The sequence below is a fragment of the Sphingomonas sp. LT1P40 genome (assembly GCF_036663835.1).
Lineage (GTDB): Bacteria > Pseudomonadota > Alphaproteobacteria > Sphingomonadales > Sphingomonadaceae > Sphingomonas.
The window spans coordinates 1,095,150-1,115,101 of the sequence record NZ_JAXOJT010000001.1; the positions used below are offsets into that span (position 1 = coordinate 1,095,150).

Consider the following 19,952-nt stretch of genomic DNA (forward strand, 5'->3'; position numbering starts at 1 on the left):
TTAACCGCGCCCGCTTCGTCGCGCTAGTGTATTATGGTTACATTACACCGCAAGTCGGAATGGAATTTTCCTACAAACCAGTACCGTGCTAAGGCGAAACCAACGGAAATCAGGTGGTTTCCTGGTTTCATCCGCTCTCACACATGATTGTCAAACAGGCGTTTTACGTCAGGTTTGTCAAATAATCATACCCTGTCGTTCAGTTATCGCCGCCCCGCTTGATCCCCCCGCCCCTTCCCCCTAGACGCACGGCAAAACCTCCCAACGAGACAGGAAGCACAGCATGGCGAAGATCAAGGTGAAAAACCCGGTCGTCGAGATCGACGGCGACGAGATGACGCGGATCATCTGGGAATGGATCCGTGAACGCCTCATCAAGCCGTATCTCGATATCGACCTGAAATATTACGACCTCGGCGTCGAAAAGCGCGACGAGACGAACGACCAGATCACGATCGATTCGGCGAATGCGATCAAACAGTACGGCGTCGGCGTGAAGTGCGCGACGATCACCCCCGACGAGCAGCGCGTCGAGGAGTTCGGCCTCAAGGAAATGTGGAAGTCGCCCAACGGCACCATTCGCAACATCCTCGGCGGCGTCGTTTTTCGCGAACCGATCGTCATCTCCAATGTCCCCCGCCTGATCCCCGGCTGGACCAAGCCGATCGTCGTCGGCCGTCACGCGTTCGGCGATCAGTACCGCGCGACCGATTTCAAGGTCCCCGGCCCCGGCAAGCTGCGCCTGGTGTTCGAGGGTGACGACGGCGCGGTCATCGACCGCGAAGTATTCAACTTCCCCGGCTCCGGCGTCGCCATGGCGATGTACAATCTCGACGATTCGATCCGCGATTTCGCCCGCGCGTCGTTCAATTACGGCCTCAACCTGAAATGGCCGGTGTACCTGTCGACCAAGAACACGATCCTGAAAGCCTATGACGGCCGCTTCAAGGATCTGTTCCAGGAAGTATTCGAGACCGAAGGTTTCGACGCCAAGTTCAAGGAAGCCGGAATCGTTTACGAACACCGCCTGATCGACGACATGGTCGCATCGGCGCTTAAGTGGAGCGGCGAGTTCGTCTGGGCGTGCAAGAATTACGACGGCGACGTCCAGTCGGATCAGGTCGCACAGGGCTTCGGTTCGCTCGGCCTGATGACCTCGGTCCTGCTCTCGCCCGACGGCAAGACGGTCGAGGCCGAAGCCGCGCACGGCACCGTCACCCGCCATTATCGCCAGCATCAGGCAGGCAAGGCAACCTCGACCAACCCGATCGCATCGATCTTCGCCTGGACCGGCGGCCTCAAATTCCGCGGCAAGTTCGACGAGACGCCCGACGTGGTGAAGTTCGCCGAGACGCTTGAGCGCATCTGCGTCGAGACGGTCGAGAGCGGCAAGATGACCAAGGATCTGGCGCTGCTGATCGGCCCGGAACAGCCATGGATGACCACCGAGCAATTCTTCGAGGCGATCCGCGAGAACCTCGAAACCGAAATGAGCAGCTGGCAGTAAACCATTGCTCTGAAGTGACTAAGGGCCGTGACCGCAAGGTCGCGGCCCTTTTGCTTGCAATGTTGGAATTCGCTTGGGACACTGCCCAGGCTCTTTCTCAGCGTCCGATACCCGCCACTGGCGAACGAATATGTTCGCGGCGCACGCCCAGCCCGATCAGCCGCGCGGGAATACGTTGCAACAACGGAAACCGGTCGAGCAACCGCAACGGCAAGGGCGCACTGATCTCACCGCCCAGCGCCGCGCCGATCACATTCTTGTGCACGAAGCGCTGCATCCCCTGGATCACCCGCACCGGCAGCATCCGTCGTTCCTGCACCTGCACCAGATAGCGATCCGGAGTTTCGCCCCGCGTCATCCGCTCGGCCAATATGTTCGCCGCCGCCACCGCATCCTGAATCGCCAGATTGATCCCGACCCCGGCGACCGGCGACATCGCATGTGCTGCATCGCCGATCGCCAGTAACCCCGGTCGGAACCACCGCGTCAGCCGGTCGAGCGACACGCTGAGCAACTTCACATCGTCCCAACCGCCGATCGCATCGACACCGCCCGCCATCGCCGGCGCAGTCGCCGCCACCTCCCGCCGAAATACTTCGATCCCGCGTGCCCGCATCGCATCGGCGCTGCCCTTGGCGATCACCCTGGCGCCCTGAAAATAGTCGCCCCGATCGATCGCCACGATCATCTCGCCCCCCGCGATATAACCTTGAGTTAGATTATCGTCGGTCCGCGCCTTGGGCACCCGGAACCAGAACACATCGATCGGTGCGCCCAGATCTTCCAGCGGCAACCCCGCCGCCGCCCGGATCCGCGATCCCCGTCCGTCCGCCGCAATCACCAGCCGCGCGCTGATCTGCGACCCGTCCGCGAGGCGCGCGCCGGTTACGCGACCGCCATCCTCGACGATATCGACCGCCTCCGCATGCAACCGCAGATCGAATCCGGGATAGGCCTTCGCCTGATCCGCGATGAAATCGAGGAACTCCCATTGCGGCATCATCGCAATGAATTTGCCCGGTCCCGGAAGGTGGCTGAAATCCGCAATCCGGTATTCCCGTCCACCGATTACCGCCCCGATATCCGCGACCTTGTCGTGCGGGCGCATCAGAAATGCGTCGAGCAAACCCAGTTCGTCCATCAGGTTCAGCGTCGAGGGATGAACCGTATCTCCCCGGAAATCGCGCAAGAAATCGTCATGCTTCTCCAGCACGACCGTTTTCAGCCCGGCCCGGGCAAACAGCATTCCGGCCATCATCCCCGCCGGGCCGCCGCCGACGATACAAATATCGCAGTCCACCGCCGATCCCCCATGACAAATCGTTTCGCTGCTGCGTAGGGTAACGCCATGGCCCTCGATCTGACAAATAGCGGTTTCAGCGACGCGCTTGTGATCCTCGGCGCGGCGGGGCTCGTCATCCCCGCCTTTGCCCGTTTCCGCATCAGCCCGGTGATCGGTTTCATCCTCGTCGGCGCGCTGGTCGGGCCCACCGGTCTGGGGCAATTGGTGGCGCAGGCACCATGGCTCTATTACGTCACGATCACCGATCCGCATTCGATCGAACCCTTCGCCGAATTCGGCATCATCCTGCTGCTGTTCTCAATCGGCCTGGAACTGTCCTTCCGCCGCCTGTGGAGCATGCGCGGTCTCGTCTTTGGGGTCGGTGCGGCCGAACTGTTCGGTGCCGCCTTGCTGATCGGCGCGGGGCTGTTTGCGATTGGCCAGCCATGGACCGGCGCACTCGGCCTTGGCCTCGCACTTGCCTTGTCCTCGACCGCACTGGTGATCCCCATTGCAGGGACGACCAGCGCGGTCGGGCGATCGGCATTCGCCATGCTGTTGTTCGAGGATCTGGCGCTGGTCCCGATCATCTTCCTGCTCGGTGCGCTCGCCCCCGGTCCCGACGCAGGGTGGGCAGAGCTGGCCGGGACGCTCGGTCGCGGCGCGATCGTCATGGCGGTGCTGTTCGTCGGCGGGCGCTTCGTCTTGCCGCGCCTGTTCGCCCAGGCTGCACGCACTAAATCGCCCGAATTGTTCCTCGCTGCCAGCCTGCTGGTCGTGATCGTCGCCAGCATGGCCACCACCGCTGCCGGCCTCTCCCCCATCGTCGGCGCGCTGCTCGCCGGCATGCTGATCGCCGAAACCGAGTATCACAGCGAGGTCGAAGTCATCACCGCCCCGTTCAAGGGGCTGGCACTTGGTGTGTTCCTGATCACCGTGGGCATGCAGCTCGACCTGCGTATGATCGTTCAGGACTGGGGCTTTCTGCTCGCGGCGATCCTTGGCGTCATGGCGATCAAGGTCGGGGTTACGATCTCGCTGCTGAAGCTGTCGGGCGCGCGTACCGGTACTGCGGCGGAGGTCGGCGTGCTGATGGCCAGCCCGTCGGAGACGACGCTGATCGTGCTGGGTGTCGCGGCGACGGCGGGTCTGATCCAACCCTCTACCGCCGCCTTCTGGACAACCGTCACCGCGATCGGTCTCACTATCACGCCGTTGCTGGCCGAGGCAGGTCGCTTTGTCGCGCGCAAACTCGAAGATCGCGCTTTCGATACTGCAATGCCAGAGCCTCAGGCCGTGCTCGGTGGCACTGTCATCATCGGGTTCGGCCGGGTCGGGCGGACTGTCGCCGACATGCTGGCCGCGCATGGCAAAACCTATATCGCGGTCGATGCCGACATTGATGGCGTCGCGGCCGGCCGGCGCGAGGGCTATACGGTGATGTTCGGCGACGTTTCACGCAGCGAGCTGGTCGATCGCCTCAATCTCGGCCATGCCGACGCGCTGATCCTGACGATGGACGATCCCGTGCTGACGGTGCGGCTGACGCGGCGGGTGCGCAGTTGGTGCCCCGGCCTGCCGATCATCGCCCGTGCGCGCGATGCCGCGCACGCTGCCGAACTCTACAAGGCTGGGGCTACGGACGCGGTGCCCGAAACGCTGGAAAGCTCGCTCCAGCTATCGGAAGCGGCGTTGGTCGATCTCGGCGTTGCGGTCGGTCCGGTCATCGCCTCGATCCATGAGGAGCGCGACAAGATGCGCAAGTCGATCAAGGAAGCCGCCGGCCTGGAGCGTGAACCGCGCATCCGCCGGGTGCGCAAGGACGTGGCGGAAGCCTGACCGTCAGGCGAACTGCGCCCGCACCACCCGCTCCAATACCGCCAGCGGCATCCCGCCCTTCAACAGTACCGCATGGAATTTGCGCGGATCCCAATTGGCTCCAGCCTTCGCCCTGACCTCGTCGCGCAGCTTGACCCACATCGTGTGCCCGACCTTGTAGCTGCACGCCTGTCCCGGCCAGACGGTATAGCGGTCGATCTCACCCTGGCTGCGACCGCGGGCAATGCCGGTGGTGGCGATGAAATAATCGGTCGCCTTCTCCCGGCTCCAGCGCTTGGCATGCAGGCCGCTGTCGACCACAAGCCGTGTCGCCCGGAACAGGAGTGACTGGAGATAGCCGACTTGGCCTAGCGGATCGCCCTCAAACATGCCCATCTCGTCCGCCAGCTGCTCGGCATAGAGCGCCCAGCCTTCGCTATAGGCACTGAACCCGCTGCGGCGACGGATCAGCGGGATATTTTTCGACTCTAGCGCCAGCATGACCTGCAGATGATGCCCCGGCACCGCCTCATGATGGGTCAGCGTCGCCAGCCCGAATTTCGGCCGGTCGAACGTGTCGCGCAGGTTGATGTAATAGATACCGGGGCGCGATCCATCCAGCGTCGCCGCCTGATAATAGCCACCCGGAGAACCCGCCTGAATCGCGGGTGGCACGCGGCGGACCTTGACCGGTGCCTGTGGCAGCGTCCCGAATTGCTCGGGCAGCCGCTTCTCCATTGCCCGAATCTGCTTCTCCAGTTCGGCGAGCAGCGCGGACCGACCCGGATCGGTATTGGGGAAAAGCTGATCGGGACGCTCATTCAGCGCGACTAAGCGCGCGCCGACACTGCCCTGCGTCATGCCCTGCGCCTTGAGGATCGTGTCGATCCGCCCGCTGATCTCAGCGACCTGTTCAAGGCCTAGCGTGTGAATTTCGTCGCCGGTCAGGCGTGTCGTCGTGGCGGCCTCTGCCGCCCCAGCGTAATAGGCCTCGCCATCGGGCAAACGCCACACGCCTGCATCATGCGTTGCCTTGCCACGCAATTCGGTAAGCAGCGCGCGTTGGCGGTCCAGTGCCGGAAATACCTGTTCCGCAACGATCTTCGCGGCTTGTGCGGCGCGTTCGGGCGGCAAATTGGCGGCGGCCAGCTTGGCGGCATAGCCGGTCACCAGTCCGCTTTCCGCCGCCGGCTTGTCACGCAGCGCGGCGAACTGCTTCAATGCGGTGTCGAGCACATAGTCCGGCGCGAACACGCCGCGCCCCGCATCCGCCCGCTGACGAACAGTTTCCTGATCCAGCACGGCGGCAAACGCGCCGAGCCGCGCCAGATAGGCATCGGCATCGGCCGCATCCTTCACCCGATGCTGCGCATCCAGAAAATCCGGGACATCCTGATATGCCCCGGTTAACTGGCTCAGCAGATACGGGGTGAAACGCGATCCGGTGTTGCCATAGGAAAAGCGATCGCGCCCCGCGATGCTGCCTTCCAGCTGATAGGTCACGACGTCGTAATCCAGCCGCGCATCGTCACCCAGCGTCGCCGGATCGACCGCACGGATCGCCGCCAGCTCGCGTTTCGCCCGCGCCTGCTCGCGCGCCACATCAGCCGCACTACGCCCGGACAGTTGTGATTTCAGCTTCGCATTCGCGCCGATATCCAGACCCAGCGACGTCGCGCCCTCGGGGTTCTCTGCCAGACGATCGGTGAAGATGCGGTCGAGCAGCGCGCGCAACTTTGCATCGTTCGCGCCCCGCTGCGCCTGACCGGCGCGCACCGGCATTGCCCCTGCCAGCGCGGCTGCGCCAACGGAACCCACGAACGAGCGGCGGCGCATCGGTATTCTCCAGTCAGATCAATTGTCGAGCGCAGGCACCCGCGCCACACAGGCCGCCAGTGCGGTGGTCGCAGTGCCGCTCTGCGAACGGAGCTGCGGCTCGACGACCGCCGACTCGCGCGTCACTTCGGCATCGATCGCCTTGCTCGCCTTGCCGGCCGCACGGCCCGAATCCGCCGCCGCCATGCCCCAATAGATCAGCTGGTCGAACAGCGCCGATTCCTGCGGTGTGCCCTTGCCGATCTTCGACGCGGCATGCGTTAACGCGGCGCAACGCAGCGCCTCTGGATAGGGCGGCAACTTGCCCTGCGCCGAAACGCCGGGGGCAGTAAAGAGGACCGCTGCCCCAGCAGCAGTCAGGAAAACACGATTAAGCAACTTCATTCTCCTGGGCGAGAGCGCCCTTGACGGCATCGATCGCTGCGGCGGCGTTTCCGCCATCCGGGCCGCCACCCTGCGCCATGTCCGGTCGCCCGCCGCCACCCTGCCCGCCCAGCGCGGCAACACCACGCTTGACGAGTTCGACGGCATTCAGGCGTCCGGTCAGGTCATCGGTGACGCCAACCGCGATCGCTGCACGCCCTTCATTTACCGTGACAAAAGCTACGACAGCTGAACCGATCCGCCCTTTCGCCTCATCCACCGCGCCGCGCAGTTCCTTGGGATCGAGCCCGTCGAGGATCTGACCGACGAAATTGATGCCACCAATCTGTTCCGGACCGGCGGGTGCGGATGCGCCGCCGCTGCCCATGGCGAGTGCCTTTTTGGCGTCCGCCAGTTCGCGCTCCAGCCGGCGGCGATCCTCAACCAGCGCCGCCACGCGACCGGGCACATCGTCCGGGGACGTTTTCAAGGCTGATGCGATCTCGCGCAATTTCTCGTCACGGTTCACCAGCCACAACCGCGCCGCCTCACCCGTCAGCGCCTCAATCCTCCGTATGCCCGACGAAACCGCACTCTCGCTAACGATCTTGAACAACGCGATATCGCCCAGCGCATTAACATGCGTGCCGCCGCACAGTTCGACCGAATAGCTGTTCTCAGTCGCGCGACCCATTGAGAGCACGCGAACCTCGTCGCCATATTTCTCGCCGAAAAGCGCCATCGCGCCCGCCGCGACCGCATCGTCTGGTGTCATCAGCCGTGTGCCAACCGTGTCATTCTCACGAATATGGCGGTTCACATCGGCCTCAACGTCCGCAATTTCCTGTGCCGACAGCGCCGAATTGTGCGAGAAATCGAAGCGGAAGCGATCCGGCGCGACCAGACTGCCCTTCTGTGTCACATGCGCGCCCAACCGGTCGCGGAGCGCCGCGTGCAACAGGTGGGTGGCCGAATGGTTCGCGCGCACCTGATCGCGGCGCACCACGTCGATCGCCATCCGCACGGTGTCGCCCACGGCAATCTCGCCGCTCTCGATGATCGCGTTGTGCGCGTGCAGGCGTCCCAGCGGTTTCGACGTATCGTTCACGACAGCCTTGGCATTTTCGCTCTCGATGCGACCGGCATCGCCCATCTGACCGCCGCTTTCGCCATAAAATGGCGTCTGGTTGGTCAGGATCGTGACCTCTCCGGCCCCGGCGCGATCGACACGCACACCGTCCTTGACCAGTGCAACCACCTGCCCCTCGCCCTCGGTCGATGCATATCCGGTGAACTCGGTGCCGCCCAGTTCCTCGGCAATGTCGAACCAGACATCGTCCGACGCCTTCGCCCCGCTGCCTTTCCATGCGGCGCGCGCGGCGGCTTTCTGCTGCGCCATCGCCGCATCGAACCCGGCCCGGTCGACCGCCATGCCCTGTGGACGCAACGCATCTTCGGTCAAATCATAGGGGAAACCGAACGTGTCATAGAGCTTGAACGCGGTTTCGCCGGGCAACGTATCGCCATCGCCCATGCTCGCCGTCGCTTCGTCCAGCAGCTTCAGGCCGTTGGCCAGCGTCTGCCGGAAACGCGTCTCCTCCTGGAGCAACGTTGCCTCAATTGCCGCCTGTGCCCGTACCAGTTCGGGGAGGGCCGCACCCATTTCCGCAACCAGCGACGGCACCATCCGGTGCATCAACGGCTCCTTCGCACCCAGCAGATGCGCATGACGCATCGCGCGGCGCATGATCCGGCGCAGCACATAGCCACGCCCTTCGGCCGCCGGCAGCACACCATCCGCGATCAGGAAGCCCGACGTGCGGATATGATCCGCGATCACGCGGTGGCTCGCCTGATTATCGCCGGTCGTCGCCGAATGCGTCAGCGCGCCGCTCTCGGCGATCAGCGCCTTGAACGTATCTGTATCGTAATTGTCGGTCACGCCCTGCATGACTGCGGCCACTCGCTCCAGCCCCATGCCGGTATCGATGCTTGGCTTGGGCAAGTCGCTGACGATGACGTCGTTCTCTTGCAAATGCTGCATGAACACGAGATTCCAGATCTCGACGAAGCGGTCGCCATCCTCCTCCGGCGATCCCGGCGGGCCACCCCAGATATGGTCGCCATGGTCGTAGAAAATCTCCGAACATGGCCCGCACGGCCCATCCGGCCCCATCGCCCAGAAATTATCCTTGGTCGCAATGCGGATGATGCGTTCTGCGGGCAGCCCCGCGATTTTACGCCACAGGTCGAACGCCTGATCGTCGGTGTGATAGACGGTCGCGGTCAGCCGATCGGGCGACAACCCCCATTCCTTTGTCAGCAGCGTCCACGCGTGGGTGATCGCCTGCTCCTTGAAATAATCCCCGAACGAGAAATTTCCGAGCATTTCAAAGAAGGTATGATGCCGCGCGGTATAGCCGACATTGTCGAGGTCATTATGCTTGCCGCCCGCCCGCACGCACTTCTGCGACGACGTGGCGGTCTTGTATGGCCGTGTTTCCAGTCCGGTGAACACGTTCTTGAACGGCACCATGCCGGCATTCACGAACATCAGCGTGGGATCGTTGTGCGGCACCAGTGGCGCGGACGGCACGCGCGCATGCCCCTGCCCTTCAAAATAGTCGAGGAAGCTGCGGCGGATATCGTTGGTCGAGGTCATGGATGCGACTTAGGGACGCACGAGCGTTCGCTCAAGCGAAACGGTTCGATCAGGATGATTGCGTGACGGTCGTCGGGGTCAATGCTCCGAACAGCTTTTCGAGAACACCATCAAGCGAACCGAGAGCATCAAATTTACCGCGAGGTATGATCCGGTGGTTTGGCCGTTCAAACTTTATGCCATCAGCGTTCCCTTTGCTGTGTTTAGTCACGCTGAACTCACCAAGATCGGGCAACTTCACGCCGGGGCCTGAGCCAAACCAGAGAAACGATTTGAGCTCCAATTCCGGCGATACCACCATCCAGATAATGCAGCCGCTTGGCTTGTCCGCCAGCTTCAGGCTTACGCTCGTCCGCGCTGCCTTGCCTTCCTGCATCACCGATTTGAACTGAATATGCCGGATTATGCTGCCCCTGCTCATCACAAGGTCATACCCTCCAGCGTCGAACTCTGACCGGAGCACCTCGACATCGAAAATGCCAAGCTGCCAAAGACGCCGCAGCGCCTCGCCGACGAAGACGTGCTCCACGATTCTTTCGCGTAGGGTTGAATGAATATAGTGATGATCGAGCGCGACGGTCACCCGATCGGCTCCTCGATCGACCTCGGCGGCATGCTGAACCATTTCGGCCCAGTCGCCGTCATGTGAAAGCAATCCTCCAGCCGCACGCCGAATTTGCCCGGCAGATAAATCCCCGGCTCATTCGAAAAGCACATGCCCGCCGCCAGCTTCTCCCGTTCGCCCCGCACCAGGTTGATCGGCTCGTGACCGTCCATGCCGATGCCGTGGCCAGTGCGGTGCGACAGCCCAGGAAGCTTATAGTCGGGGCCATATCCCAGCGACGTGTAATAAGCCCGCACCGCGTCATCGACCGCCCCGGCAGACGCGCCTATCCTTGCGGCGGCAAAGGCGATGTCCTGCCCTCGCCGCATTTCGCCCCACACTTTGCGCTGCGCCGCACTCGGTCCCCCATGAACGAAGGTGCGCGAAATATCGGATTGATAATCATGCACCACCGCGCCGCAATCCATTAGCACGACCTCGCCCTTCGCCACCTTTTGCGGCTTGCCCGACCCGTGCGGATAGGCCGATGCCTCACCCAGAAGGATCAGGTTGAACGCGACCTCACCACCCAGCTTGCGCGTCGCGGCGGTCATCAGCGCGGCAATGTCGGGCGGGGTCATGCCGGTTTCGATACGCGGATACGTCCAGCGATACGCCGCCATCGTCACGTCCGCCGCCTTCTGCATCAGGGCGATTTCGGCGGGCGTCTTTATCATTCGACAACCCCGGATAACCGGGTTGGCGGAGACGATCCGCGCGCCGGGTAATGCGCGGGCGAGACCGTCGACGGCAAAATGTCGCACGGTTTCCTCGATCCCGATCGGGCGGTTCGCTAGCTTCTTCTCCCGCAGGAACTGGGCGATCAGCTTCAGCGGATCTTCATGCTCCTGCCACACCCGGATTTCCGCTGGGATGCCGAGCGATTCGCGGACCGACGGTTCCTCGAAGAACGGGGTGACGATCACCGGCTCGCCCTCTACGGGCAAAATCGCCGCCGTCAGACGCTCGCTGCGCCACCAGCGCACGCCGGTGAAATAGACCAGGCTCGACCCCGGCTCGATCAGCACCGCGCCGATGCCGGCTGCCTTCATCATCGCCTGTGACTTAGCAAGTCGGGCACGTCGTTCCCCGGGACTGATCGGCGTCGCATCCCCCACGATCGACTTCAGCGCCGACAGGTCCAGCTCGGCAGCGCGGACCACGGACGACAGCGCGAACGGGGCGCTCGCGCCCGCCGCCAGCAGTGCGCGACGCGACAGCATCAGGGTGCGGGCTCCACCTCTGGCTTCTCACCCGCCGACACGATCGTCGCCAGCACCAGATCGCCGATCACGTTGAGCACGGTGCGACACATGTCGAGGAAGCGATCGACGCCCAGCACCAGCCCGATGCCGGCGGGCGGCACCCCGACCATGCCCAGGATCAGCGCGATCACCGGCAACGAACCCGCCGGAACACCCGCCGTGCCGATGCCACCGAGGATGCACACCAGCATCACCGTAATCTGCTGCCCCAGTGTCAGATCGACGCCAAAAAACTGCGCGAGGAAGAGTACGGTCACCCCTTCGAACATCGCAGTGCCGTTTTGGTTCGCAGTCGCGCCGATGGTGAGGACGAAGCGGGCAACGCGCGGCGGCAGCTTCAATTTGGTTTGGGCGACGCGCAGCGAGGTGGGGAGCGTGGCGTTGGAGGACGCGGTCGAGAACGCCATCACGCTTGCTTCCTGCGTCTCCCGGAAGAACGCAATCGGGTTCTTCTTGGCGAGCAGGAGTAGCAGGATCGGGAAAACGATGAACATCTGCGTGCCAAGCGCCGCCAGCACCACGCCGACGAACGCCAGCAGCCGCACCAGCAATTCCCAGCCAAACAATGCGGCGAGGTTGAACATGAAGCAGAATACCGCGATCGGCGCGAGGCGGATGACGAGACCGATCAGCTTCATCGACACCTCGAACACGCCCTCGATCGCGCCTTTCAGCGTCTGGACGTGGGGCTTATCGATCGTCAGGAGGATGCCTATTCCGAAAAACAGCGCGAAGAACATGATGGCGAGAATGTCGTTCGCGGTCATCGCGGCGACGATATTGTTGGGTACGATGTTGAGGATCGCTTCGACGCCGCTGGGGGTCGCCGCAGTCTTTTCGAGGATCGCTCCAGCGCTGTCGCCCGACTGTGCTAGCATCCCCTGCGCCTCCGCCCGGTCCACACCCGCGCCCGGCTGAAACAGGTTCACCAGCGCCAGGCTGACGATGACCGCGATCGTCGAGACGAAGATCGTCAGGCCCAATGTGCGCAGCCCGACACGCTTGAGCGCACGGATTTCGCCCATTTCGGCGATGCCGACGACGAGTGCCGAGAAAAGCAGCGGAATGACCAGCATGAACAACAGGCGCAGGAAGATCTGGCCGATCGGCCCGGTGACATAGGTAGTGACCGTCTTGACCCAGGGCGCATCGGCCGAGGTGAAGTGGACCAGCATCCCGAGCGCCAGACCGAGTATGAACCCGCCCAGCATCTGCCATTGCAGTGTGGATTCGCGGTGTTCTTTGGTTTCCTCTGCGGTCGTCATGCTGGCCCCTTATATCCTTGTTGGCTCAGGCATAGGCATAGGGGCCGCCCTTGGCGAGCGCCGTCTGATAAGCGGGGCGGGCGTGGATCTTGTTGAGCCAGGCGATGGTCGCGGGGCGTGATGCATCGAGACCGGCACGGCTCCGTGCGGCTTCGAGCGGGAAGCTCATCATCACATCGGCGGCGGTGAAGTCGTCACCGGCGAACCACGGGCGGCTGGCAAGTTCCGATTCGATGTAATCGAGATGCACGTCGATCATCGGCTGAAGTTTCTTCTGCGCTGCCTTGCCGAACAGGGGAACGCGGGCGAGCACCAGCTTGACCAGCAAAGGTGGCATCAGCGACCCTTCCGCATAATGCAGGAACTGGCGATAACGCAGCACCGAATCACGGTGCGCGGATGGGCCAAGTTTACCATCGGCCTTCTCCACCAGATATTCGATGATCGAACCGGTTTCGGCGACCACCCTTCCCTCTCCGCTGCCAGCATCGTCGTCATCGATCACAGGGGATTTGCCGAGCGGATGGACCGCCTTCAGCTCGGGCGGGGCGAGCATCGTCTTCTTGTTCCGCTCATAGCGCTTCACCGCATAGGGCAGACCCAGTTCCTCAAGCAGCCAGAGGACGCGCTGCGAACGCGAATTTTCGAGGTGGTGGACGGTAATCATGGGCTGCCTCTCCGGCTTCTGGGTTGGCGAAGTTGACACATTTGGCGTGGTTGACAACCGTTTGCCTTACTGGCGCTCGCCGCAAATGCCCCGCACAGCGAACGCGAAAGACCCGGCGCGTGGGGAGCGCCGGGTCTTCCGGTGGGAGACTAGTCCCGTGACCGCCGCCGCCCATCAAGGTGCGGCGCGGCCCAAAATTCGGTTGAAACTCAATCCGACGACGCCAAGGCTTATTCGTCGTCGTCCTCGGCATCCGGCCCGGTCATCATCTCTTCGGCGACCTTGTCGGTGCGGGTGCGGATGGCCGCCTCGATCCGGTTGCAGATATCCGGATTTTCCTTGAGGAAGGTCTTGGAGTTTTCACGGCCTTGCCCGATGCGGATGCTGTCGTAGCTGAACCATGCGCCCGATTTCTCGACCAGCCCCGCCTTCACGCCCAGGTCGAGGATCTCGCCAATCTTCGAAATGCCTTCGCCATACATGATGTCGAATTCGACCTGCTTGAACGGCGGTGCGACCTTGTTCTTCACCACCTTCACGCGGGTGGCGTTGCCGACGATATCGTCGCGGTCCTTGATCTGGCCGGTGCGGCGGATATCGAGGCGAACCGAAGCGTAGAATTTGAGCGCATTGCCACCGGTCGTGGTTTCCGGATTGCCGTACATCACGCCGATCTTCATGCGCAGCTGGTTGATGAAGATAACCATGCAGCGCGAGCGGCTGATCGAACCGGTCAGCTTGCGCAGCGATTGCGACATTAGGCGCGCCTGAAGCCCGACATGGCTGTCGCCCATCTCGCCCTCGATCTCCGCGCGCGGCACCAGGGCTGCGACCGAATCGATCACCAGCACGTCGATCGCATTCGACCGCACCAGCGTATCGACGATTTCCAGCGCCTGTTCGCCGGTGTCGGGCTGCGACACGATCAGCTCATCGATGTTGACGCCCAGCTTCTTGGCATAGACCGGGTCGAGCGCATGTTCCGCATCGACGAACGCGGCAGTGCCGCCATTCTTTTGCGCCTCGGCGATCACATGCAGCGCCAGCGTGGTCTTGCCCGAGCTTTCCGGGCCGTAAACCTCGATCACGCGACCTCGCGGCAGGCCACCGACGCCGAGCGCGATATCCAGCCCGAGTGAGCCGGTGGAAATCGATTCGACCTGCATCGTCTCTTTCGAGCCGAGCTTCATCGCCGACCCCTTACCGAAAGCGCGGTCGATCTGTGCGAGAGCGGCGTCGAGCGCCTTCTGCTTGTCCGGAGAAAGGCCCATGGTTCCTTGGATCACCTTAAGGGAAGCTGCCATTGATAGTCTCCGTCGCTAAAGGCTTTCGGCCAGTCGTTCAATGCGGTTCACCGCCTTCATTTGCATTGCGTATGCCATTTGTTCCGATAGAACAAGTGTGGAACGATCTTTTTTTGTTCTCACGATATCGGAGCGTGAAATGAGCGAACGAACGCGATGCCGCTGGGCCGGGAACGACCCGTTGATGATCGCCTATCACGATGAGGAATGGGGCGTACCGGTACGCGATTCCCGGACGCTGTGGGAAATGCTGATGCTCGAGGGATTTCAGGCAGGCCTGTCATGGTCGATCATCCTGAAGCGGCGTGAGGGCTTTCGTGCGGCGTTCGCGGACTGGGATCCGGCAAAGGTCGCTGCATTCGACGACGCCGATATCGAGCGTCTGATGGCGGACCCCGGCATTATCCGCGCGCGGGCGAAGATCGTGGCAACGATCAACGGCGCGCGCATCTTCCTGGCGATGAAGGATGCGGGCGAGGATTTCGGCGATTGGGTGTGGGCGCTGGCGGGCGATGCACCGGTGAAAGGGGATGGCGTCACCCTGCCGGCACAGACCGCGACGTCCGAATCGGTATCGAAGGCGCTGAAGGCGCGCGGGTTCAAGTTCGTGGGACCAGTAATCGTTTATGCGTGGATGCAGGCGGTGGGAATGGTGAATGACCATAGCGTCGGCTGCTTCCGGCGGTTAGCGGTTTAGCTTTGGCTTTCGCTGTTTTTCGGAGACTGGATCAGCAACGTCTCGCACAGACAGTCGAGTAGCAAGGTGCCAAGGTCCGAGGGCGCATCTGCATATGAGGCGCGCTCGTAAAACTCGTGAGCCGAGTACCCAATGCCGAATGCGCTCAACTCAATATCGAATTCTGTGGGGTATATTCGATAGTCGGAAGTCGTGGTCATGACGATTTTCTTCGCTCGACCTGACCGACCGAGCAAGGGGAATTCGTAACGTGAGTATAGGCTGGCACTGCTTACGCCGCCTATGGTGCCTCCCTCCCCCCTATGGCGAGGGAATTGAGTTGCCCTGCCCCGCCATTCGCGCGATCTTCCCGGCATGACCAATCTCGACGCCTTCATTACCCGCCTGCCCAAGGCGGAACTGCATCTGCACATCGAGGGGAGCCTGGAGCCGGAACTGATGTTCGCGCTGGCGAAGCGGAACCGGGTGGCGATTCCGTTCGACAGTGTCGAGGCGGTGCGGGCGGCATATGAATTCAGCAACCTGCAAGATTTTCTCGACATCTATTATGCCGGGGCGGACGTGCTGCGGGTCGAGCAGGATTTTTACGATCTGGCGGATGCCTATTTCGCGCGCGCCGCCGCCGATGGCGTTGTGCACACGGAGATTTTCTTCGACCCGCAAACGCATACCGATCGCGGCATTCCGCTTCAGGTGGCGGCCGACGGATTGCTGGCGGCGATGCGCGATGCGGAGGCGCGGCATGGGTTGAGCTCGAAGCTGATCCTGTGTTTTCTGCGCCATCTGGACGAGGACGCGGCGTTCGCCACGCTGACGGCGGCGGAGCCGTGGCTGGACCGCATTACCGGCGTCGGGCTGGACTCGTCGGAGGTCGGGCATCCGCCGGAGAAGTTCGCACGCGTGTTCGCGGCGGCGGGCGATCTGGGGCTGAAGCGCGTGGCGCATGCCGGGGAAGAAGGACCGCCGGACTATGTGTGGCAGGCGCTGGATATTCTGAAGATCGACCGGCTGGATCATGGCAACCGATCGCTGGAGGATCCGGCGCTGGTGCGGCGGCTGGCGGCGGAGGGGATGACGCTGACGGTATGTCCGCTGTCCAATCTGAAACTGTGCGTGGTGCCGGACATGGATGCGCATCCGATTGACCAGATGCTGGCAGAGGGATTGCGCGCGACGATCAATTCGGACGATCCGGCCTATTTCGGCGGTTATGTCGGGGAGAATTACCGCGCGGTGGCGGCGGCGCGCGGGCTGGGCAAGGCGGAACTGGCGACGCTGGCGCGCAACAGTCTCGCCGGATCGTTTCTGGATGACGCGGCGAAAGCGGCGCATGTGGCGCGGCTCGACGCGTTTGTGGCGGCGAACTGATGCCGGTGTTCACAGCCGTGTCGCACGATCAGTTCGTGGATGACGTGCGCGCGATTGCTGCGGCGATCACGGACGATGCCGACTGGCGGGCTGACTTTATCATCGGGATCGGGCGCGGCGGGCTGGCCCCGGCGGTGTATTTGAGCCACGCTACGGGCATGTCGATGCTGTCGGTGGATCATTCGTCGCAGGTGCATGACTTTGCCGATGCGCCGCTGGAACGGCTGGCCGAGCGGACACGCGCGGGTGAGCGGTTGCTGTTCCTCGACGATATCAACGACAGCGGCGCGACGATCGCCAAGCTGCGCGCGAAGATGGCGGACGCGGGTGCGGTGATGGACGGGGTGCGGTTCGCCACATTGCTAGACAATATCGCATCGAGTCAGCGGGTTGAATATGCCGCGCGGACGATCGACCGGAACGTGACCAAGGACTGGTTCGTGTTTCCGTGGGAAGCCGTCGCGCCATCGGCCTCGCTGGAAGCGGATGCGGCGGAATTGCCAGAACGGATCGCTTAAAGCGCAGCCAGCGCCTTCTCGACCGCGTCCATCGTGAAGGGTTTCGGCAGGATCGGGCGGCCCTTATGCGCATCGGCCACGGTATCGCCGCTGCCCCCGGTCGCCAGCACGAACGGGATGCCCGCCGCCGCCAGCGCGTCCGCGATCGGCCAGCTTGTCTCGCCGCCGCGCAAATTTACGTCGAGGATCGCTGCGTCGACTTCGCCTGCGGCGACGATCGGCAGTGCGTCCGCAACGCTGTCAGCGATACCCGCAACCTGCTTGCCGAGCAGGTCCAGAAAATCTTCCAGCATCATGGCGATCAGGGGTTCGTCTTCGACGATCAGAATACGTTGGGGGGTGGTCATCGCCGGGCTATTTGCCGGATAACCCCTTCCACGCCAAGCTTTATTTCGCTGTCAGAACGGCCCTTGCGGCTTCCGCAAGCTGTTGAACCGAAAAGGGTTTGGGGAGGAACGCGACATTGTCGAGGTCGATCGACTTGCGCAATTGCTCCTCGGCATAGCCCGACATGAACAGGATCGGGAGATCGGGATAGCGTTTGCGCACGATCCGCACCATCGTCGGCCCGTCCATCGTCGGCATGACCACGTCCGAGATCAGCAGATCGGGCTTGCCCGATTTTTCGAGCAGTTCCAGCGCCGCCTCGCCATTTTCCGCTGTCAGCACGGTATAGCCCTGTCGCGTCAGCGCGCGTTCGGCAACGGCGCGGACCATCGCTTCGTCCTCGACCAGAAGCACGGTGCCGCTGCCCCACAGATCGCCCTGCACCGCCTTTACGGTCGGTGCCTTGCCGGGGGTTTCGGCGGCGGTGGTGACCGGCAAGTAGATGGTGAACACCGCCCCCTGCCCCTTCGGACTCTCCGCGAAGATGAACCCGCCCGATTGTTTGATGATGCCATAAACGGTGGAGAGACCCAGGCCGGTGCCCTTGCCGACCTCCTTGGTCGTGAAGAAGGGCTCCCAGATATGGGCGAGCGCGTCGATCGGGATGCCGCTGCCGGTGTCGGAGACGCGTAGCGCCGTGTAATCACCGATCGGCAAGACATCGTCGTCCATCGCGCGCACGTCGTTCGCGGTGACCGCGAAGGTCTCGATCGTCAGCGTGCCGCCGCCATTGGGGTTTTTCGACAGCATCGCATCACGCGCATTCACCGCGAGGTTGACGACGACCTGCTCCAGCTGCCCTGGATCAGCTCGGACGGGACCGAGGTTGCGGCCATGGCCGACAACCAGATCGACGGTCTCGCCCAGTAGTCGCTTGAGCAGGTTCGACACTTCGGAAATCACATCCGGCAATTGCAACGTTTGTGGCCGCAGCGTCTGTTGCCGGGAGAAGGCGAGCAGCTGACGGGTCAGCGCGGCGGCGCGGTTCGAGTTGAGCAGAATCTGCTGGATATCGTCATAATCGCTGTCGCCGGGGGCGTGGCGCATCAGCATCAGATCACAATGGCCGATCACCGCGGTCAGGATGTTGTTGAAATCGTGCGCGACACCGCCGGCAAGCTGGCCGACCGCCTGCATCTTGATCGCCTGTGCGACTTGGCGTTTGAGGCGGCCCTCTTCGCCGGCATCGCGCAAGGACAGCAGCACCGCCGCCTCCCCCAGTCCACGCGCGGCGGCGATCGACAGCGAAACCGCTTCGTCCGGCGCTTCGGCGAAGCGGACGGTCATGTCCGCCGAATGTGCAGCGCCGGTCGCAAAGCGCCGGATCGCGTCGGCCAGCGCGCCCTTGTCCTCACGCACCACCAGATCGCCGGGATAGAGCGGCGGGTTGGCCGAATTGACATGCGCGGCACGGACGAAGGCGTCGTTCATATGGACGAAACGCCCGTCCCCGCCGACCAGTGCGATCCCGGCGGGCAACAGCGAGATTAGCGACCGGACATGCGCGGCGGCACCGTCGCCAATCGCGGGGTGCGCGACCGCAAGTTCCTCGTCGATCAAAGCGACCAGCATCGGTGCGTTGTCGCCGTCAAGGAACGGGATTTCGAGAACGCGGAGTGGCGTACCGGACAGTCCCTCGCGCTCGAACCGGACGATGCCGATATTGTCGGTGATGAGGAAACGAGTGAAATCGCGGCCTTCGATCATGGCGCTCTCGTCACCCATTGCTCGCACCCGCAACACGCGATTGGCGGCGCGGACGCGGCCGTCGGATCCTAGCAACGCCATCATCACGCCAGCCAGCCCCAGCCGGTCGCCCGATGCGCCCGCCACCAATGCCTGCGCCTGCTTCGCGAGATCGGCGACGTCGGTGCCGGAAAAGCGCCATACCAGCATCGAATCGCCCACGCGGGTGATGTGTGCGGTCAATTTGGTGCCGGCCACGTCGAACGCGCCGCTCGACGCCTGCCCGTCACGCCACGCCGACCGGCCAGCCGACCCCAATTGCGCTCCGGCCCAATCGCCGACGATCAGGTTCGGGGGAGCGGGGTAGCCGGGAAACAGTGTACCGAAGCGATCGTTGGCGCACACCAGCCGTCCGGCGCGATCGGTGACGGCCAGCGCGTTGCTGCTCATCGACGCCAGCGTGTGCGCCACCGACCAGTCGATCGCGGCCTCATCCGTCGCAGCCGATGGGAACAGCCGGGCGGCGAGAAACATTGCGCCGGCAATCACCAGCGCGGCTGCGGCAAATCCCGCCGCCACCGCCAGCGAATCCGTGACCAGCAGCACTGTCACCGCCGCGACAACGCCCGCGCCCACCGCAATGGCGAGCGGCAGGGTCAATTGCGGCGGTTCAGGATCAGTAACGGGACGCGAAGCCATCGTTCCCCTTCCCGCCTCGCCGAC

Annotated in this window: 16 protein-coding genes; 5 read left to right on the top strand and 11 right to left on the bottom strand. The window is 63.1% G+C overall.

Annotated elements, in window-relative coordinates; all coding sequences use genetic code 11:
• The first annotated feature begins 283 nt into the window (after positions 1 to 283).
• Positions 284 to 1,507: an NADP-dependent isocitrate dehydrogenase gene (locus tag U1702_RS05415; RefSeq protein ID WP_332722740.1), complete on the top strand. Its 1,224-nt coding sequence runs from the start codon at positions 284 to 286 to the stop codon at positions 1,505 to 1,507.
• 97 nt (positions 1,508 to 1,604) lie between these two features.
• On the opposite strand, the gene U1702_RS05420 is transcribed toward U1702_RS05415, so the two are convergent.
• A complete protein-coding gene (locus tag U1702_RS05420) occupies positions 1,605 to 2,807 on the bottom strand; it encodes an FAD-dependent oxidoreductase (protein WP_332722741.1) in 1,203 nt (400 codons plus the stop codon).
• Positions 2,808 to 2,855: 48 nt separating this feature from the next.
• Here U1702_RS05420 and U1702_RS05425 point away from each other — a divergent pair, with 48 nt between their 5' ends.
• Positions 2,856 to 4,628 (top strand): cation:proton antiporter domain-containing protein, encoded by a 1,773-nt coding sequence (locus tag U1702_RS05425; RefSeq protein ID WP_332722743.1) that lies wholly within the window; start codon positions 2,856 to 2,858, stop codon positions 4,626 to 4,628.
• A gap of 3 nt (positions 4,629 to 4,631) precedes the next feature.
• Here U1702_RS05425 and U1702_RS05430 read toward each other — a convergent pair whose 3' ends face one another.
• The 8 genes from U1702_RS05430 to recA all read right to left on the bottom strand — a co-directional run bounded on the left by U1702_RS05430 (position 4,632) and on the right by recA (position 14,573).
• The gene (locus U1702_RS05430) at positions 4,632 to 6,443 is read right to left on the bottom strand and encodes a DUF885 domain-containing protein (protein WP_332722745.1); all 1,812 of its coding nucleotides are present in this window, start codon (positions 6,441 to 6,443) and stop codon (positions 4,632 to 4,634) included.
• An 18-nt stretch (positions 6,444 to 6,461) separates the two neighbouring features.
• Positions 6,462 to 6,827 carry a hypothetical protein gene (locus U1702_RS05435; RefSeq protein WP_332722746.1) on the bottom strand — a complete coding sequence of 122 codons (366 nt, stop codon included), beginning with the start codon at positions 6,825 to 6,827 and terminating at the stop codon, positions 6,462 to 6,464.
• Complete coding sequence (gene alaS / locus U1702_RS05440) at positions 6,814 to 9,468, bottom strand: alanine--tRNA ligase (RefSeq protein WP_332722748.1); 2,655 nt, start codon at positions 9,466 to 9,468, stop codon at positions 6,814 to 6,816. The genes U1702_RS05435 and alaS overlap by 14 nt, the downstream gene beginning before the upstream one ends.
• Before the next feature lie 49 nt (positions 9,469 to 9,517).
• Complete coding sequence (locus U1702_RS05445; protein WP_332722750.1) at positions 9,518 to 10,051, bottom strand: hypothetical protein; 534 nt, start codon at positions 10,049 to 10,051, stop codon at positions 9,518 to 9,520.
• Positions 10,048 to 11,295, bottom strand: a complete 1,248-nt coding sequence (locus U1702_RS05450; protein WP_332722752.1) for a M24 family metallopeptidase — start codon at positions 11,293 to 11,295, stop codon at positions 10,048 to 10,050. The genes U1702_RS05445 and U1702_RS05450 overlap by 4 nt, the downstream gene beginning before the upstream one ends.
• On the bottom strand, positions 11,295 to 12,602 hold the full coding sequence (locus U1702_RS05455; protein WP_332722753.1) for a dicarboxylate/amino acid:cation symporter: 1,308 nt from the start codon (positions 12,600 to 12,602) through the stop codon (positions 11,295 to 11,297). The genes U1702_RS05450 and U1702_RS05455 overlap by 1 nt, the downstream gene beginning before the upstream one ends.
• Positions 12,603 to 12,627: 25 nt before the next feature.
• The gene (locus U1702_RS05460; protein WP_332722755.1) at positions 12,628 to 13,269 is read right to left on the bottom strand and encodes a glutathione S-transferase family protein; all 642 of its coding nucleotides are present in this window, start codon (positions 13,267 to 13,269) and stop codon (positions 12,628 to 12,630) included.
• Positions 13,270 to 13,499: 230 nt separating this feature from the next.
• Positions 13,500 to 14,573, bottom strand: coding sequence for a recombinase RecA (gene recA / locus U1702_RS05465; RefSeq protein ID WP_332722757.1), 1,074 nt, complete (start codon positions 14,571 to 14,573; stop codon positions 13,500 to 13,502).
• Positions 14,574 to 14,712: 139 nt separating this feature from the next.
• Between recA and U1702_RS05470 the strand changes: the two genes are divergently transcribed.
• From U1702_RS05470 to U1702_RS05480, 3 genes are all read left to right on the top strand, one after another.
• Complete coding sequence (locus tag U1702_RS05470; RefSeq protein ID WP_332722759.1) at positions 14,713 to 15,270, top strand: DNA-3-methyladenine glycosylase I; 558 nt, start codon at positions 14,713 to 14,715, stop codon at positions 15,268 to 15,270.
• Positions 15,271 to 15,624: 354 nt separating this feature from the next.
• Positions 15,625 to 16,638 carry an adenosine deaminase gene (locus tag U1702_RS05475; protein ID WP_332722761.1) on the top strand — a complete coding sequence of 338 codons (1,014 nt, stop codon included), beginning with the start codon at positions 15,625 to 15,627 and terminating at the stop codon, positions 16,636 to 16,638.
• A complete protein-coding gene (locus U1702_RS05480; protein WP_332722762.1) occupies positions 16,638 to 17,156 on the top strand; it encodes a phosphoribosyltransferase in 519 nt (172 codons plus the stop codon). The genes U1702_RS05475 and U1702_RS05480 overlap by 1 nt, the downstream gene beginning before the upstream one ends.
• On the opposite strand, the gene U1702_RS05485 is transcribed toward U1702_RS05480, so the two are convergent.
• Together U1702_RS05485 and U1702_RS05490 are read right to left on the bottom strand one after the other, a co-directional pair.
• Positions 17,153 to 17,503, bottom strand: coding sequence for a response regulator (locus tag U1702_RS05485; protein WP_332722764.1), 351 nt, complete (start codon positions 17,501 to 17,503; stop codon positions 17,153 to 17,155). The genes U1702_RS05480 and U1702_RS05485 overlap by 4 nt on opposite strands.
• Before the next feature lie 40 nt (positions 17,504 to 17,543).
• A complete protein-coding gene (locus U1702_RS05490) occupies positions 17,544 to 19,928 on the bottom strand; it encodes a response regulator (RefSeq protein ID WP_332722766.1) in 2,385 nt (794 codons plus the stop codon).
• Between the last annotated feature and the right edge of the window lie 24 nt (positions 19,929 to 19,952).